General features: G+C 63.4%; 12 protein-coding genes and 1 other RNA gene. 8 read left to right on the top strand and 5 right to left on the bottom strand.

The window, feature by feature from the left end:
• Positions 1–21 precede the first annotated feature (21 nt).
• The 5 genes from DSC91_RS34025 to ffs form a co-directional block, all read right to left on the bottom strand.
• Positions 22–1,254, bottom strand: coding sequence for a CaiB/BaiF CoA transferase family protein (locus DSC91_RS34025; protein WP_115782866.1), 1,233 nt, complete (start codon positions 1,252–1,254; stop codon positions 22–24).
• A gap of 123 nt (positions 1,255–1,377) precedes the next feature.
• Entirely contained in the window at positions 1,378–1,974 is a 597-nt protein-coding gene (gene recR / locus DSC91_RS34020; protein WP_115782865.1) for a recombination mediator RecR, read from the bottom strand.
• A 309-nt stretch (positions 1,975–2,283) separates the two neighbouring features.
• Complete coding sequence (locus DSC91_RS34015; protein WP_007182071.1) at positions 2,284–2,610, bottom strand: YbaB/EbfC family nucleoid-associated protein; 327 nt, start codon at positions 2,608–2,610, stop codon at positions 2,284–2,286.
• A gap of 63 nt (positions 2,611–2,673) precedes the next feature.
• Entirely contained in the window at positions 2,674–5,376 is a 2,703-nt protein-coding gene (dnaX, locus tag DSC91_RS34010) for a DNA polymerase III subunit gamma/tau (RefSeq protein WP_115782864.1), read from the bottom strand.
• Positions 5,377–5,592: 216 nt separating this feature from the next.
• Positions 5,593–5,691, bottom strand: an RNA gene (gene ffs / locus DSC91_RS34005) — signal recognition particle sRNA small type.
• A 443-nt stretch (positions 5,692–6,134) separates the two neighbouring features.
• On the opposite strand from ffs, the gene trxA reads away from it, so the two are divergent.
• From trxA to DSC91_RS33965, 8 genes are all read left to right on the top strand, one after another.
• The gene (gene trxA / locus DSC91_RS34000; protein ID WP_054039468.1) at positions 6,135–6,461 is read left to right on the top strand and encodes a thioredoxin TrxA; all 327 of its coding nucleotides are present in this window, start codon (positions 6,135–6,137) and stop codon (positions 6,459–6,461) included.
• Positions 6,462–6,694: 233 nt separating this feature from the next.
• Positions 6,695–7,963 carry a transcription termination factor Rho gene (gene rho, locus DSC91_RS33995; RefSeq protein WP_006048863.1) on the top strand — a complete coding sequence of 423 codons (1,269 nt, stop codon included), beginning with the start codon at positions 6,695–6,697 and terminating at the stop codon, positions 7,961–7,963.
• 218 nt (positions 7,964–8,181) lie between these two features.
• Positions 8,182–8,730, top strand: coding sequence for a MerR family transcriptional regulator (locus DSC91_RS33990; protein ID WP_115782863.1), 549 nt, complete (start codon positions 8,182–8,184; stop codon positions 8,728–8,730).
• The gene (locus tag DSC91_RS33985; protein ID WP_115782862.1) at positions 8,727–10,283 is read left to right on the top strand and encodes an MFS transporter; all 1,557 of its coding nucleotides are present in this window, start codon (positions 8,727–8,729) and stop codon (positions 10,281–10,283) included. Before DSC91_RS33990 ends, DSC91_RS33985 begins: the two co-directional genes overlap by 4 nt.
• Before the next feature lie 15 nt (positions 10,284–10,298).
• The gene (locus DSC91_RS33980; RefSeq protein WP_115782861.1) at positions 10,299–11,132 is read left to right on the top strand and encodes a M90 family metallopeptidase; all 834 of its coding nucleotides are present in this window, start codon (positions 10,299–10,301) and stop codon (positions 11,130–11,132) included.
• A 253-nt stretch (positions 11,133–11,385) separates the two neighbouring features.
• Complete coding sequence (locus DSC91_RS33975; RefSeq protein WP_115782860.1) at positions 11,386–11,652, top strand: type B 50S ribosomal protein L31; 267 nt, start codon at positions 11,386–11,388, stop codon at positions 11,650–11,652.
• A gap of 306 nt (positions 11,653–11,958) precedes the next feature.
• Entirely contained in the window at positions 11,959–13,716 is a 1,758-nt protein-coding gene (locus tag DSC91_RS33970; RefSeq protein ID WP_115782859.1) for an ArnT family glycosyltransferase, read from the top strand.
• Between the two features lie 2 nt (positions 13,717–13,718).
• Positions 13,719–15,098: an MATE family efflux transporter gene (locus tag DSC91_RS33965; protein WP_115782858.1), complete on the top strand. Its 1,380-nt coding sequence runs from the start codon at positions 13,719–13,721 to the stop codon at positions 15,096–15,098.
• Positions 15,099–15,177 lie beyond the last annotated feature (79 nt).

Below are 15,177 nucleotides of genomic sequence, written 5' to 3'. Positions count from 1 at the left end.
GTCTTTTTGCCGCGCGCTCACTCACACAATCTGTTGCGCATGCAACCTTGCAATGTGGTCAGAATCATAACCTAGCGATTGCAGGACTTCATCGGTATGTTCACCCAGTTCCGGGCCTAGCCAGCGCGTTTCGCCGGGGGTTTCCGAGAGCTTCGGCGTCACCGACGGCAGTGTGATCTCCTGACCGTCCTGCCATTTGAAGCGCTGGATCATCTGGCGCGCCATGTATTGCGGATCGGTGAACATGTCCGCGACGCTGTAAATCCGGCCAACCGGCACGTCGGCGGCGTTCAGCACGGCGAGCGCTTCGTCGATGGTGCGCGTGGCGAGCCACGCGGCGATCGCACCGTCGATTTCCTGGGTGCGCGGCACGCGGCCGTCGTTGTGCGCGAGCGCTGGATCGTTCGCCAGGTCGTCGCGTTCGATGGCGATCATCAAGCGCCTGAAGATCGGGTCGCTATTGCCGCCGATGACGATGCTGCCGTCGCGGCAAGGATACGTGTTCGACGGCACGATGCCCGGCAGCGACGCGCCGGTGCGCTCGCGCACCATGCCGTACACGCCGTACTCCGGCACCACGCTCTCCATCATGTTGAAGACCGCCTCGTACAGCGCGACGTCGACGACCTGCCCTTTGCCGCCGTTCACCTGTTTGTGATGCAGCGCCATCAATGCGCCGATCACGCCATGCAGCGCGGCAATCGAATCGCCGATCGAAATGCCGATGCGTGGCGGCGGCAAGTCGGGATACCCGGTGATGTGGCGCAAACCGCCCATCGATTCGGCAATCGCCCCAAAACCAGGCCGGTCACGATAAGGTCCGGTCTGGCCGTAGCCGGACAGACGCACCATCACGAGCCCAGGGTTCTCGGCCGACAGAACGTCATAACCGAGCCCGAGCTTCTCCAATAAGCCCGGCCGGAAATTCTCGACGACGATATCGGCCTCTTTCGCCAGACGCCGCACAATCTCCTTGCCCTCTTCGGCTTTCAGATTGATCGTCACGGACTTCTTGTTGCGCGCCTGAACGGCCCACCATAGCGACGTGCCGCCGACTTCCGGATAGAGCTTGCGCCATTTGCGCAGCGGGTCGCCGCCTTTGGGATCTTCGATCTTGACGACGTCGGCGCCGAACTCGCCGAGAAAGCGCGCGGCGAACGGGCCGGCGATCAGCGTGCCGAGTTCGAGCACCTTGACGCCGGCGAGCGGGCCTTTCGGTGCGGCGGTGGCGCTGGAATCGGGGTTGACGCTCATGTGTCTCCTCTATGTCTGTATTGGCCGAAGCACGGTGCGAGGCGCGCGGCGTTGCGGACCGGCCTCGCGCGGCTCGCTCAGGCGTTGCCGGCGCCGCGACGTGGCGCAGTCAGTCGCATCGCGCTACATCGAGCGCCGGTCGAGCATCGCACGGGCGATCGTGCCGGCGTCGACATACTCGAGTTCGCCGCCCACCGGCACGCCTCGCGCGAGGCGCGTCACGGTAAGACCGCGTGCCTTGAGCGTCTGCCCGAGGTAATGCGCGGTGGCCTCGCCTTCATTCGTGAAATTGGTCGCGAGCACGACTTCCTTGACGATGCCATCCGACGCGCGCTTGACCAGGCGGTCGAAATGGATCTCCTTCGGGCCGATGCCGTCGAGCGGACTGAGCCGCCCCATCAGCACGAAATAGAGGCCGCGATAGGTCATCGTCTGCTCGAGCATGATCTGATCGGCAGGCGTCTCGACGACGCACAGCAACGCGGGATCGCGCGCCTCATCGAGGCAGACCTCGCAGATCTGCGCTTCGGTAAACGTGTTGCACTTCTCGCAGTGCTGCAGATGTTCAGTCGCGAACAGCAACGAGCGGCCGAGTTTTTCGGCGCCGTCGCGATCGTGCTGCATCAGGTGGTACGCCATGCGTTGCGCGGATTTGGGCCCGACACCGGGGAGCACGCGCAGCGCTTCGACGAGCGCCGACAAGGCGGAAGGTTGTTTCATGCAGATCGGCGGTGTCGAAGTGGGTGTTGCCTGGTATGGCCTGGTATGGCCTGGTAAGGCCCGGCATGCGGGTGGCGATGCGGTTGTTTCCAGTCGCGTCTTCCAGTTGTTTCTATCAGCCCGGCAGCATGTCGGGCAGGCACGCTCGACGACTGAACCAGACCGAACCGAACTGCACCGATGCAAACGTGCGCGCACCGGGAACTGCAAACTGCGAACTGAGCGGGCATTGGAACGAGCCCAGCCCGCGTATTCAACTCACGCCGCGCTCAACGCAGCGGCGTGAGCCCCTTCTTGCAGCGACGCCGCTCAGAACGGCAGCTTGAAGCCCGGCGGCAACGGCAGACCCGAGGTCATACCGCCCATCTTTTCCTGAGCGGTGGCCTCGGCCTTGCGCACGGCGTCGTTGAACGCAGCGGCGACCAGGTCTTCCAGCATGTCCTTGTCGTCGGCGAGCAGGCTCGGATCGATCGATACGCGGCGCACGTCGTTCTTGCAGGTCATCGTCACCTTGACGAGACCTGCGCCCGACTGTCCTTCGACTTCGATCAATGCAAGCTGCTCCTGCATCTTCTTCATGTTTTCCTGCATCTGCTGGGCCTGCTTCATCAGCCCGGCGAGTTGGCCTTTCATCATGGACATGCTCCTTCTTGATAGCGTGAAATCCGGAAAATCGGGTGCGCCACGAGGCGCGGCGAATCAGTGGGCAGACGGCGCGCCGTTCGGGCCGGCGTCCTGCGTAATCGGGCGGATCGAACCGGGCACGATGCTCGCGCCGAACTCGCGGATCAGCGACTGCACGAACGGATCGGCGCCGATTTCGCGCTCCGCTTCCTGCTGGCGCTGGGCGCGCATGGCGGCGTCGTGCGCGGCCGCCGTGCGGCGTGCCGGACCGACTTCGACCAGCACGTCAACGTTCTGGCCGAGCTTTTCAGCGAGCGCGGCCTTCAGTTTAGCGACCTGCGAGGCCTCCGCGTATTGCGGCACCGGCACGTTCAGTTTGAGCGTGCTGCCTTCAAGTGCCATCAATTCGCTGTTGAAGGCGAGCTGATACGAAATGCCCTTGAGCGGCAGATCGACGGCGAGCGCGGGCCAGTCGCCCTGGAAACCTAGCGGATCGAGTGGCACGGCGGGCGGCAACGGCCGCTTGTCGACCACCGGCGCGGGTGTCGGCGCAGGCGCGGCGGTCACGCGGACGTCGTCGGGTCCGCTGTCGAACACCGGCATGTAGTTGTCGTCCGGCAGGCCGTAATAGCCCTCGTCCGCTGCCGTGAGCGGCATGTATTCATCCGGCGGCATGTCGTCCCACGGCGCGCTCGACGAGCCGTTCGGCTCCTGGGCCTGCGGCGACGGCGCACGCGCTGCAGGAGCGGCGTCCTGCTGCGGCGCGCGGCGCGGGGCGCCCGGCGTCGGCACATTGACGACCACGCGCGGTGCGGCCGGCTTCGGCGCGGCCGGGGCTGCAGCGGGCCTGGCGGCGGAAGCCGCCGCGGTAGCGCGGCCACGATCCGACGACACTTTCAGGCCGGCGCTGCGCAATACATTGAGCGCGTCGCTCGCGCCGCCTGCGCGGCGCGGCGGGATGTCGGCTGCGGATGGCTGCTCTTGCGATGCCGCTATGGGTGCGGGCTCTTCTGTCCGCGCAATGGCGGCTGCTATGGCTGTGGCCGGAGCGCCGAGCGAAGGCGCGGTCGCTGATTCATCAGGAGCAACCACAGCGAGTGATTCGCTCGGGGCTGGCTCGGCGGGCACATCGTCCCATGGGGCCAAGGCCGGGGCGCTCGCTACTTTGATTGCTTCGGTTGCTTCGGTTGCTTCGACCGTTTCGATCGCCGGCGCCGGGGACATCGCCTCGGGCGTCGGAGCCGCTCGGGGCGCGCTCGCGCCTGCAGGCGCCGAATCGCTCAAATTCGGCTCGATTGATGGCTCTTCCTGCCACGGCGCCAAAGCCGGTGCGGCGACGACGTTGGCCGCTGCAGGCGTGGACGCCGCGTCCGCTTCGCCTGAGGCGAACCCGGGTGCGGATGCAACAGCGGTCGCAGAGCTGGGAACGATTGCCGCCGCACCCATAGTTGGCTTCGGCGTGTCCGCACTTTCCGCAGCCCCCGCGAGCGCAGGGTGCTGCGAGCCGGGCGTCGCGGGCTTTGCTTCTGCTACCGGATTGACCGAGCGCACCGGCGCCGCGGCCGCCGCGTCAACCGCACGCGACGGCGCCACCGCCTGTTGCGCAGCGACCGCCGGCGAGCCGGCGCGCTTCGCGCCACCCGCCCCCGCCGGCCCTGCCGCCCGTGCCGCAGCCGTACCGCCGCCACCGGTGGGCGCCGGCTCGAATGCCAGCATGCGCAACAGCGTCATCGTGAAACCGGCGTATTCATCAGGCGCGAGACCCAGTTCGCTTCGGCCGATCGTGGCGATCTGATAGAACAACTGTACCTGCTCGGCGCTCAACGCCTCGGCAAACCGACGCAGATCTCCCGCTTCAGGCCACTCGTCCAATACCGACGACGGCGCGAACTGCGCCCACGCGATTCGGTGCAACAAGCTCGCCAGATCCTGCAGCGCCGTCGAAAACGACAGGCTGCGCAACGCCATCTCGTCGGCGACCGCCAGCACGGCAGCGCCGTCACCGTCGGCCAGCGCGTCGAGCAGGCGAATCAGATAGCTTTGATCGAGCGCGCCGAGCATGCCGCGCACCGCGTCTTCATTCACCTGATTGGCCGAATAGGCGATCGCCTGATCGGTCAGCGAGAGCGCGTCGCGCATCGAGCCGTCGGCCGCGCGCGCGAGCAGGCGCAATGCCTGGGCGTCGTACGGCACGCTCTCTTCACCGAGAATGTGCTCGAGATGCGACACGATGTGCCCCGCCGGCATCTGCTTCAGATTGAACTGCAGACAGCGCGACAGCACCGTGACCGGGATCTTCTGCGGATCGGTCGTGGCGAGAATGAATTTGACGTGCGAAGGCGGCTCTTCCAGCGTCTTCAACATCGCGTTGAAAGCGTGGTTGGTCAGCATGTGCACTTCGTCGATCATGTAGACCTTGAAGCGCGCGTCGACCGGCGCATAAACCGCTCGCTCCAGCAGCGCCGCCATCTCGTCGACGCCGCGATTGCTCGCCGCGTCCATCTCGACATAGTCGACGAAGCGGCCTTCATCGATCTCGCGGCACGCGCGGCACACGCCACACGGGGTGGAAGTCACACCGGTTTCGCAATTCAGCGCCTTGGCAAAGATGCGCGACAGCGTGGTTTTGCCGACGCCGCGAGTGCCGGTAAACAGATAGGCATGATGCAGACGGCCACCGTCGAGCGCGTGCGTGAGCGCGCGCACCACGTGCTCCTGTCCGACGAGCGAAGCAAAATCCTTCGGCCGCCATTTGCGTGCGAGAACTTGATAGGTCATCCGGAAATTGTATCAGTAACGATGGCGCGCAAAACCGAATCGAGACGGTGCGCGAACGCGTATTGCCGCTTCATTGAAACAGGCTAACGGACCGATAGAAAAAAATAGATGAAGCGCACGGAAAATGCCACTGCGACGCTACCGCAGCGTCTGCTCGACAATGCTTGGTAAGACAGGAGATGGGGGGTGCTGCAGAGGAAAAACAGAAAAAAGGAAGGTGACGAGCCCGACCCTCGGCACTGGTGGAAAACGGCTGTGGCTGCTTCGTTCCCGACCTGACCAGGTTGACCATCCCTCCATGCGAGGAGGCCCGTCACGAAACATTCTATCATCGCTTGGCCGGTCGCGCGACTGTTAATACGACCAAACTGACATCGACGCGCCGAATCAGGAGCTTCGCTTCATATAGGCGGCACCCTCGAAGAACACGCGCGGGACACTTGAGTTTGCGCGGCCAGCCACCAGATAAGCTGCGTCGCGGTTATCAGAACGTCGAGATACTTCACCGGCAGCCGTTGGCCCCACTGCCCTTGATGAGTACTATCACCACCGGCAACGCATAGCGAATTAAGCTAAACTGCCGTACGGATGACCCGCAAACGCGAGCTTTCCACGCATTCCGGAATGAGTTTCCCAACTCTTTCAAGTATGCGCAGCAAGGCTCCGATTGCGGCAAAGCGAACGGAAGTTTCCCTAGATTTTGACGTATCGTGGCGAGCAATTCAGGCGGGCCTCGAACCGATAGAGGTATTCATACAATGAGCGAATCAATCAAGCATATTAGCGACGCATCGTTCGAACAGGACGTCGTGAAATCCGATAAACCCGTGCTGCTCGACTTCTGGGCTGAATGGTGCGGTCCGTGCAAGATGATCGCGCCGATCCTCGACGAAGTTGCGAAGGATTACGCCGATCGCCTGCAAATCGCCAAGATCAACGTCGACGAACATCAATCGACGCCGGTCAAGTTCGGCGTGCGTGGCATCCCCACGCTGATCCTCTTCAAGAACGGCGCTGTCGCCGCGCAGAAGGTCGGCGCATTGTCGAAGTCGCAACTCACCGCGTTCCTCGACGGCAACCTGTAAAGCGGTCGCATCGGCGCCCCAGGTCCCTCGAGACCGTCAGGCGCCGTCTTCGGCGTGTTGTCCGGCGACAACACGCCTGATAAGAAAGATGCCATGCCGCCGCACTGGCGGAAATTGGCGTGTGCTATGCTAGAATCCGCAAAACGTCGAAAAGACGTGTAAGTCCTTGAGCGGTTCCGCTCACTCTCCTCCCAGATTTCATTTCGTCGCACCTTCTCCTGCGGGTTCTCCGTATGCATTTATCCGAGCTTAAGACTCTGCACGTGTCCGAATTGATCGAGATGGCCAATGGCCTCGAGATCGAAAGTGCAAACCGCCTGCGCAAGCAGGAATTGATGTTTGCCATTCTAAAAAAACGAGCCAAAACGGGCGACACGATCTTCGGCGACGGCACGCTCGAAGTGCTGCCGGACGGCTTCGGCTTCTTGCGTTCGCCGGAAACCTCCTATCTCGCCAGCACGGACGATATTTACATCAGCCCGTCGCAAATCCGCCGCTTCAACCTGCACACGGGCGACACGATCGAAGGCGAAGTGCGTACGCCGAAAGACGGTGAGCGCTATTTCGCGCTGGTCAAGGTGGACAAGGTCAACGGCCAGCCGCCGGAAGCCTCGAAGCACAAGATCATGTTCGAAAACCTGACGCCGCTGCACCCGAACAAGGTGCTGCTGCTCGAACGTGAAATGCGCGGCGAAGAAAACGTCACCGGCCGCATCATCGACATGATCGCGCCGATCGGCAAGGGCCAGCGCGGCCTGCTGGTTGCGTCGCCGAAGTCCGGCAAGACCGTGATGCTGCAGCACATCGCCCACGCCATCAAGCAGAACCATCCGGATGTCGTGCTGTTCGTGCTGCTGATCGACGAACGCCCGGAAGAAGTGACCGAAATGCAGCGTTCGGTGGCCGGCGAAGTGATCGCCTCCACGTTCGACGAACCGGCTGCGCGTCACGTGCAAGTCGCCGAAATGGTGATCGAAAAAGCCAAACGCCTCGTCGAAATGAAGAACGACGTGGTGATTCTGCTCGACTCGATCACGCGTCTCGCGCGTGCGTACAACACGGTCGTGCCGGCCTCGGGCAAGGTGCTGACGGGTGGTGTCGACGCGAACGCGCTGCAACGTCCGAAGCGCTTCTTCGGCGCCGCCCGCAATATCGAGGAAGGCGGCTCGCTCACCATCATCGGCACGGCGCTGATCGAAACCGGCAGCCGCATGGACGACGTGATCTACGAAGAGTTCAAGGGCACCGGCAACATGGAAGTGCACCTGGAGCGCCGTCTTGCTGAAAAGCGCGTCTACCCGTCGATCAACCTGAACAAGTCCGGCACGCGCCGCGAAGAACTGCTGATCAAGCCCGAAGTCCTGCAAAAGATCTGGGTGCTGCGCAAGTTCATTCACGACATGGACGAAGTCGAGTCGATGGAATTCCTGCTCGACAAGATTCGCCAAACGAAGAGCAACTCCGAGTTCTTCGACATGATGCGCCGTGGCGGCGGCAGCTAAGGCTTAAGCCACAAGGCTGCGCCAGAAGCAACCAGCCGCGCCGGACAAAAAAGCGCACAAGAAAGCCGCTCGCCGCAAACGAGCGGCTTTTTTTCGTCCGCGGCATCGGCAAGGGCCCACAACCATCGCCCCATTCAATGCGGGGGAGTCCGAAAACCTGAACGTGAACGTACACGTTGTACTATAATGCGGTCAATCCGCCCAGCCTGCCATCCCCTATGTCGAAGGATCCATCCGCCCTGTTGACCGTGCGAGACGCCGCCGAGCGCCTCGGCGTCACACCGCGCACTTTGAAATACTACGAGGAGCGAGGCCTCGTCTCACCCAGCCGCAGCGAAGGCCGCTACCGGCTATACGACGAAGAAGATCTCAAGCGTTTCGGCCGCATTCTGCGTTTGCGCTCACTCGGCTTCTCGCTGCACGGTATCACCGAGATGCTCAAGCGCCCGCTCGAAGCAGTCGACGGCGGCCACCGTTACTCGCACGAATCGCTGCAGCAGATTCGTGACGCCCTCGCGCAACAGGTCGATGCGCTCGACACGCGTATCGAAGCGATGCGCCGCGAACTCAAGGAAGCGCAAAAGCTGCGGACCGAGCTGGCACCCGATCTCGACTATCTCGAACGCCGCCTCGCGGGAGAAAACGCCGATATCCTGCTCGAGCAACGGCGCAACGCGCGCGCCAAGGTGGCGGAGTCGTCCGCGAAACGCCGGAAGACGCAGGATGAAGCGGCACCCGGCGCATCGGAGCCGGACAAGTCCGCATGAGCGTCACCTCCTCTCGCGTACCGTTGTTCAGCACCGCAAAACTGCGTGGCGATTTTTTCCCGTGGGTGCTGGCCGTCGTCACCGGCCTCGACTATTTCGACAGCGCGATCTTTTCGTTTTTCACCAGCCACATCGCGGGCGGCATCAACGCGTCGCCGGATGAACTGGTGTGGGCGTCGAGCGCCTATGCGGTGGCGGCAGTGCTCGGCATCCTGCAACAGCAATGGTGGGTCGAGCGTTTCGGTTACCGGCGCTACGTCGCCGGCTGCATGTTGTTCTATTCGGTGGGCGCGATCGCTGCCACGTTGTGCGAGTCATCGATCGAACTCGCATTCGCACGCGGCCTTCAGGGCTACTTCATCGGCCCGATGATGGGCACCTGCCGCATCCTGATCCAGATGAGCTTTACGCCACGGCAGCGGCCCACGGCAACCCGGGCCTTTCTGGCGTTGATCGTGTTGAGCAGTGCGCTGGCGCCGTTGATCGGCGGCCAACTGGTTGCGCACTTCGGCTGGCGCGCGCTGTTCGCCAGCACCGCGCCGGTGGGCGTGCTGTTTGCGATCCTTGCCCTGCTCGCGCTGCCCGACACCGGCAACCGCTTGCCGGAAGAACGCGGCTCGGCGCACTTCTGGCCTTATCTGATCTTCGCGTTCGCGCAAGGCGCGCTGCAAATCGTGATGCAACAAGTGCGATTCCAGCTGTTCAGCGCCTCGCCGGGGCTGATTCTGCTGACGGTCGCGGGCATCGTCGCGCTCGGCTGGTTCGCGTACCATCAATGGCATCATCCGGCGCCGTTGGTGCGCCTGCATGCGCTGCGCGAAAAGGTCTTCCAGGTCGGGCTTGTGCTGTACATGTTCTACTACTACATCTCGACGGTGTTCAGCTATCTGACGTCGCGCTTCCTCGAGAGCGGCCTCGGCTATCCGGTCGAGAATACCGGGCAGCTGGTCGGCGTGACGTCGCTGATTTCGGCGAGCGCGCTGTTCGTCTACCTGCGCTACGCAAAGCTCCTGCCGCGCAAGAAGTGGATCATCGTGCCGGGCTTCGCGGTGGCCGCGTTCGCCGCGGCGTGGATGACGCGCATGTCGCCGGGCGTGGGCGAAGCCGCGTTGATCGTGCCAATGCTGCTGCGCGGCCTGCTGTTGCTGTTCATCGTGCTGCCGGTCGCCAATCTGACGTTTAGAATCTTTGCCATTGAAGAATTCACGCATGGCTACCGGTTGAAAAACATCGTGCGGCAACTGACGATCTCGTTCGCGACAGCCTCGGTGATCATTGTCGAGCAACACCGGCAAGCACTGCACCAGGCCCGCCTCGCGGAGTTCGTGAATCCGTACAATCCGTTGTTCCAGAATTCGCTCGCTGCGCTGAGCAGCGGTTTCAGCGCAGCCGGCCGCTCGCCGTCCGAGGCGCATTCGCTGGCGATAGTGGAAATCAGCCGGACGGTCGCGCAACAGGCCAGCTTCCTGGCATCGCTGGACGGTTTCTACTTCCTGGCTGGCATCGCGATATGCGGCGGCCTTTTCGCCGCGTGGCAAAAACAGATCGACTAAGGGTTTCATCAGGCCATGCTCTCGAAACTCACCCAATGGTTCGGCGCGCGCCGCCGCGACCGTGCACTACGCGACTACGCGATCGAAGACACGCTTTGGCAAGCGACGCTCGACGGCCTGCCGTTCCTCGCCCACCTCGATGCGCCCGATCGCGTGCGTTTGCGCGAGCTGACCAGCCTGTTCATCGCGCAAAAGGAATTTTCGACCGCGCACGAACTCGAGCTGACCGACGCCATGACCGTGGCGATCGCCGCGCAAGCATGTTTGCCGGTGCTGAACCTGAGCCTCGATCTGTATCGCGGATGGGTCGGCGTAATCGTCTACCCGGGCGAGTTCGTGATCCGCAAAACGGTCGAGGACGAAGACGGCGTGGTGCACGAGGTCGAGCAGGACGCGAGCGGCGAAGCGTGGGAAGGCGGCCCGGTGGTGTTGTCGTGGGAAGACGCCCAGATGACCGGCGGCACGGACGCCTATAACGTCGTGATTCACGAATTCGCCCACAAGATCGACATGCTGACCGGCGAGGCGGACGGCCATCCACCGCTCATACGCCGCTGGCATGCGCCGCTCGACTCACAGGCGTGGGCCGACATCTTCGACCATGCCTACGACCACTTCTGCGCCAAAGTGGATGCGGTGCCGGATAGACGCTGGGCGCGTTTCGAGCGCGATTCGCTGATCGATCCGTACGCGGCGGACCATCCATCGGAATTTTTTGCCGTTTGCAGTGAAGCGCTGTTCGTCCAGCCACAGGCCTTCGAGGCGGAGTATCCCGAGCTATACCGCCTGCTGGCGCGCTATTACCGGCAGGATCCCGCGCGGGCCGGGCTGGCGTTCGCACCGGCCTGACGTGTGCCGGATAAGGGTGGCCGCCCCGCCTGCCCACCCGGTACGCACCGGTGGCGCGCCGACAAAAACCAGCCGAAAACCGGGCAAAAACGACGCAGGCGGCAGGCAAAAAGGCCGTAGAAAGGTCGTCAAGCGCCTGATTTTCTGGCATAATCGCCGTTTTTCGACCAAGGCAAGTGGCTCGCGCCAAGATGTAGTCCGCATTCATAGCGGCTGCACGCGGGTTGGCTACCGCCAGATTAAAGGAAAGACCATGAAAGAAGGCATTCACCCGGATTACCGCGAAGTCCTGTTCGTCGACATGTCGATCGACTTCAAGTTTGTCACGCGCTCGACCATCCAGACGCGTGAAACCGCCGAATTCAACGGCAAGACCTACCCGCTCGCCAAGATCGAAGTGTCGTCGGAATCGCATCCGTTCTACACCGGCCAACAAAAGATCATGGACACGGCAGGCCGCGTCGAGAAGTTCAACAAGAAGTTCGGTTCGCGCGCTACCGGCAAGGCAGCAGCGAAGTAATACCCGCCTCGTCGCAGGCCTTGGCCAGCAACGAAGCAGCAGCAAAAAAAGGGCAGCGCGAGCTGCCCTTTTTTGTCTCCGCTTCTTCGTCTCCGCTGCCATGCCTCCTTACCGTGGGCGCCCGGTTGCGCATCGCCGCCCATTGCGGCGGCGTGTTGCCGGCCTCCCAATGACGTTGCGGGCCATTACCTGCCGTGACGTGCATCGCACGGCACGACTACAATGCCGGATGCTCCAAATTGGCCATTCCCGCCGGACAATCCGTCCGGTCCCGGCTGCACTGCTTATCCGATATCCACACACCGCATGAGACCTGCCGTTCGCCTCACTGCCTCCGCGACCAGTGCGTTGCCGCGCTGGCTGCTGCTGACCATCTGTATCGTCTACGCGTTTTTCGGCCTGTTCGGCCGGGATCCGTGGAAGAACGAAGACGCGGCCGGCTTCGGCGTCATGTGGACGATGGCCAACGGCAGCGCGCACGACTGGCTGCTGCCGAATCTGGTCGGCAAATACATGACGGAAGACGGCCCGCTCGGCTACTGGCTCGGCGCCAGCGCGATCCGCGCGCTCGCGCCGTGGGTCGACGCGAGCAACGCCTCACGCGTCTTCACGGGCCTGCTGTTCTGTGCCGGCTGTGCGTTCGTCTGGTATGCGGCCTACCTGCTCGGCCGGCGCGCCGAAGTGCAGCCGTTCAAATACGCCTTCGGCGGCGAGCCGGAGCCGCGCGACTACGGCCGCACCCTCGCCGACGGTGCGCTGCTGATCCTGCTCGCCTGCTTCGGTCTTGCCGAACGCGGCCACGAAACCACGCCGCAACTGGCGCAGTTCTTCGGCATCGCCATGCTCGTGTACGGGCTCGTGCGGATGGTCGACAAGCCCATTCAAGGCGCGCTGATCTGGGGCCTGGCGCTCGGCCTCGTCACGCTGGCAAGCAGCCCGGTGCTGGTCGGCGCGCTGTTGCTCGGGACCCTGGCGATGGCGCTGATCGTGCGCGAAGCGCGGACGCGCTGGCTGCTACTGGCCGGTTTGCCGGTGGCGCTCGTGCTCTCGGTCGCGTGGCCGATTGCCGCGCTCGCCGCCTTTCCCGACGACGCCGTCTGGTATCTCAATCAATGGGTGCACGTCAGCCTGTCGTCATTCGCCGGGCCGCCCGGCTCGGTGGCCGCCTACGCACTCAAGAATCTGCCGCTCTTCACGTGGCCGGCCTGGCCGCTGGCGCTCTGGGCGTGGATCAGCTGGTCGGGGCTGCGGCGCGCGCCGCACGTGGCGATGCCGTTGTCCGTAATCGGACCGCTGCTCGTACTGGTCGTGTTGCAAAGCCATCAGTCGAACCGGCTTTACATGCTGCTGTTGCCACCACTCGCGGTGCTGGCCGCCTTCGCACTGCCCACGCTCAAACGCGGCGCGATCAATGCGATCGACTGGTTCGCACTATTGAGCTTCACGATCCTCGGCAGCTTCGTCTGGCTGGTGTATGTGGCCGGGCTGACCGGCTTCCCGCATCCGCTCGCGCGCAACCTCGCGCGTCTCGCCCCGGGTTTTGCGCCGCAGTTCAAGGTCCTGTCGTTCGTGTGCGCGGTCGCCGTGACGATCTGCTGGTTCGTCCTCGTGCAATGGCGCCTGGCCCGTCATCCGAAGGTCCTGTGGCGCAGCGTGGTGCTCTCGAGCGCCGGCACGACACTGATGTGGGTGTTGCTCATGACGCTGTGGCTGCCGGTTGTCAACTACAGCCGGACCTACAAGGACGTCGCCGAGCAGATCGCGAGCCATCTGCCGGACGACTACACCTGCATCTCGCCGGTGCGCCTCGGTAACGCGCAGATCGCGACGTTCGCGTATTTCGGCGACATGCATTTCTCATTCAACGAAGATTGCGACGTGATCCTGCGTCAGGACACCCAGGACTTCGGCGATCCGAGCGCAATGTCGGACTTCGTGTGGAAGCTGGTGTGGGAAGGCCGCCGCGTGGCCGACCGCGACGAACGCTTCCGCCTGTACGTGCGGATCGATCGTCCGAAGCCGCCGGTCGTCAAACGCCGCAACTGGCATAAGAAGCCGGACTGATCATGTTCGCCGACGTACGGAGAATCGCCGGCCTCGCATGGCCCGTGCTGATCGGTCAACTCGCGATCATCGCCTTCGGCGTGATCGACACGGCGATGGTCGGCCGCTATTCGGCTGTCGATCTCGCCGCGCTCGGCCTCGGATCGTCGATCTACATTTCCGTCTACATCGGCCTGACCGGCATCCTGACCGCCCTGCAACCGATCGCCGCGCAACTCTATGGCGCGCGCCGCTACACCGAGATCGGCGAGGAAGTGCGCCAGGCTCTGTGGCTCGCGCTCGCCTTGACCGCGATCGGCTTTCTGATCCTCTATTTTCCGGAGCACGTGCTGCAGCTGGCGCGCGTGCCCGAAGCGCTGCATGAGCGCACGGTCGCCTACCTGCAAATTCTGGCGTTCGGCTTGCCGGCCGGCCTGACCTTTCGCGTCTACAGCTCAGTCACCAATGCCGTCGGCAGACCGCGGCTCGTGATGATCCTGCAGATCGGCGCGCTGCTGCTCAAGGTTCCGCTCAACACATGGTTCATCTTCGGCGGACTCGGCGTGCCGGCGCTCGGCGGACCGGGTTGCGCGCTTGCCAGCACCACGATCAACTGGGGGTTGGCAGTCGTCGGCATGCTGCTGTTGACGCGCGTCGACGAGTTCAAGCCGTTCGCGATCTTTAAGCACTTCTGCTGGCCGGTCTGGCGCCGGCAGGCAGCACAGCTGCGCCTCGGCATTCCGATGGGGCTGTCGTATCTGATCGAAGTCACCTCCTACACGTTCATGGCGCTCTTCATTGCGCGCTTCGGCACGACGACGCTCGCCGGCCACCAGATCGCCGGCAACATCGGTGCGGTGCTCTATATGACGCCGCTGTCGATCGGGATTGCCTCGTCGACGCTGGTCGCGCAGGCGCTCGGCGCGCATCGCCCGGAAGCGGCGCGCACGCTGTCGCGGCACGGCATCATGATGGCCGTGACGATCGCCTGCTGTTACGGCGCGATCGTGCTGGTGCTGCGGCCGTACGTCATCGAAGGCTATACGCCGAACGCGCAGGTCGCAACGGCAGCGATGCCGCTCGTGCTGATCGTCGCGTGCTATCACCTGTTCGATGCGTTGCAGATCACCACCGCGTTCGTGCTGCGCGCCTACAAGGTGGCGGTCGTGCCGACCGTTATCTATGCGGTTGCGCTATGGGGCGTGGGACTCGGCGGCGGGTATCTGCTCGGCTTCAATGTCTCCGGCAGCACGCCGGAATGGCTGACCGGCGCGCGCGGTTTCTGGGTGGCCAATACGGTGAGTCTGGCGATTGCCGGCATCGGTTTGCTGTTGTACTGGCGCAGCGTGAGCAAACGGTATTTGCGCGCCGAGGCGGTGGTCAGGGTGGATTCGGCGGCCTGAGAGAGCGTGTTCGGCGCGTTGTCGAAGTAGCATGCAATAACTGACCGTTAGTTGCAGCAGAGGTTTTGTAGAAGGCGGC

Source organism: Paraburkholderia caffeinilytica, from assembly GCF_003368325.1.
GTDB lineage: Bacteria > Pseudomonadota > Gammaproteobacteria > Burkholderiales > Burkholderiaceae > Paraburkholderia > Paraburkholderia caffeinilytica.
This window is presented reverse-complemented; position numbering and strand designations above follow the sequence as displayed.

Bases quoted from the DNA above. Each gene is read 5' to 3' on its own strand.
- DSC91_RS33980 (WP_115782861.1), top strand. From the start codon at position 10,299: ATGCTCTCGAAACTCACCCAATGGTTCGGCGCGCGCCGCCGCGACCGT.
- recR (WP_115782865.1), bottom strand. From the start codon at position 1,974: ATGAAACAACCTTCCGCCTTGTCGGCGCTCGTCGAAGCGCTGCGCGTG.
- trxA (WP_054039468.1), top strand. From the start codon at position 6,135: ATGAGCGAATCAATCAAGCATATTAGCGACGCATCGTTCGAACAGGAC.
- rho (WP_006048863.1), top strand. From the start codon at position 6,695: ATGCATTTATCCGAGCTTAAGACTCTGCACGTGTCCGAATTGATCGAG.
- DSC91_RS33975 (WP_115782860.1), top strand. From the start codon at position 11,386: ATGAAAGAAGGCATTCACCCGGATTACCGCGAAGTCCTGTTCGTCGAC.
- dnaX (WP_115782864.1), bottom strand. From the start codon at position 5,376: ATGACCTATCAAGTTCTCGCACGCAAATGGCGGCCGAAGGATTTTGCT.
- DSC91_RS33990 (WP_115782863.1), top strand. From the start codon at position 8,182: ATGTCGAAGGATCCATCCGCCCTGTTGACCGTGCGAGACGCCGCCGAG.
- DSC91_RS34025 (WP_115782866.1), bottom strand. From the start codon at position 1,254: ATGAGCGTCAACCCCGATTCCAGCGCCACCGCCGCACCGAAAGGCCCG.
- DSC91_RS33965 (WP_115782858.1), top strand. From the start codon at position 13,719: ATGTTCGCCGACGTACGGAGAATCGCCGGCCTCGCATGGCCCGTGCTG.
- DSC91_RS33970 (WP_115782859.1), top strand. From the start codon at position 11,959: ATGAGACCTGCCGTTCGCCTCACTGCCTCCGCGACCAGTGCGTTGCCG.
- DSC91_RS34015 (WP_007182071.1), bottom strand. From the start codon at position 2,610: ATGATGAAAGGCCAACTCGCCGGGCTGATGAAGCAGGCCCAGCAGATG.
- DSC91_RS33985 (WP_115782862.1), top strand. From the start codon at position 8,727: ATGAGCGTCACCTCCTCTCGCGTACCGTTGTTCAGCACCGCAAAACTG.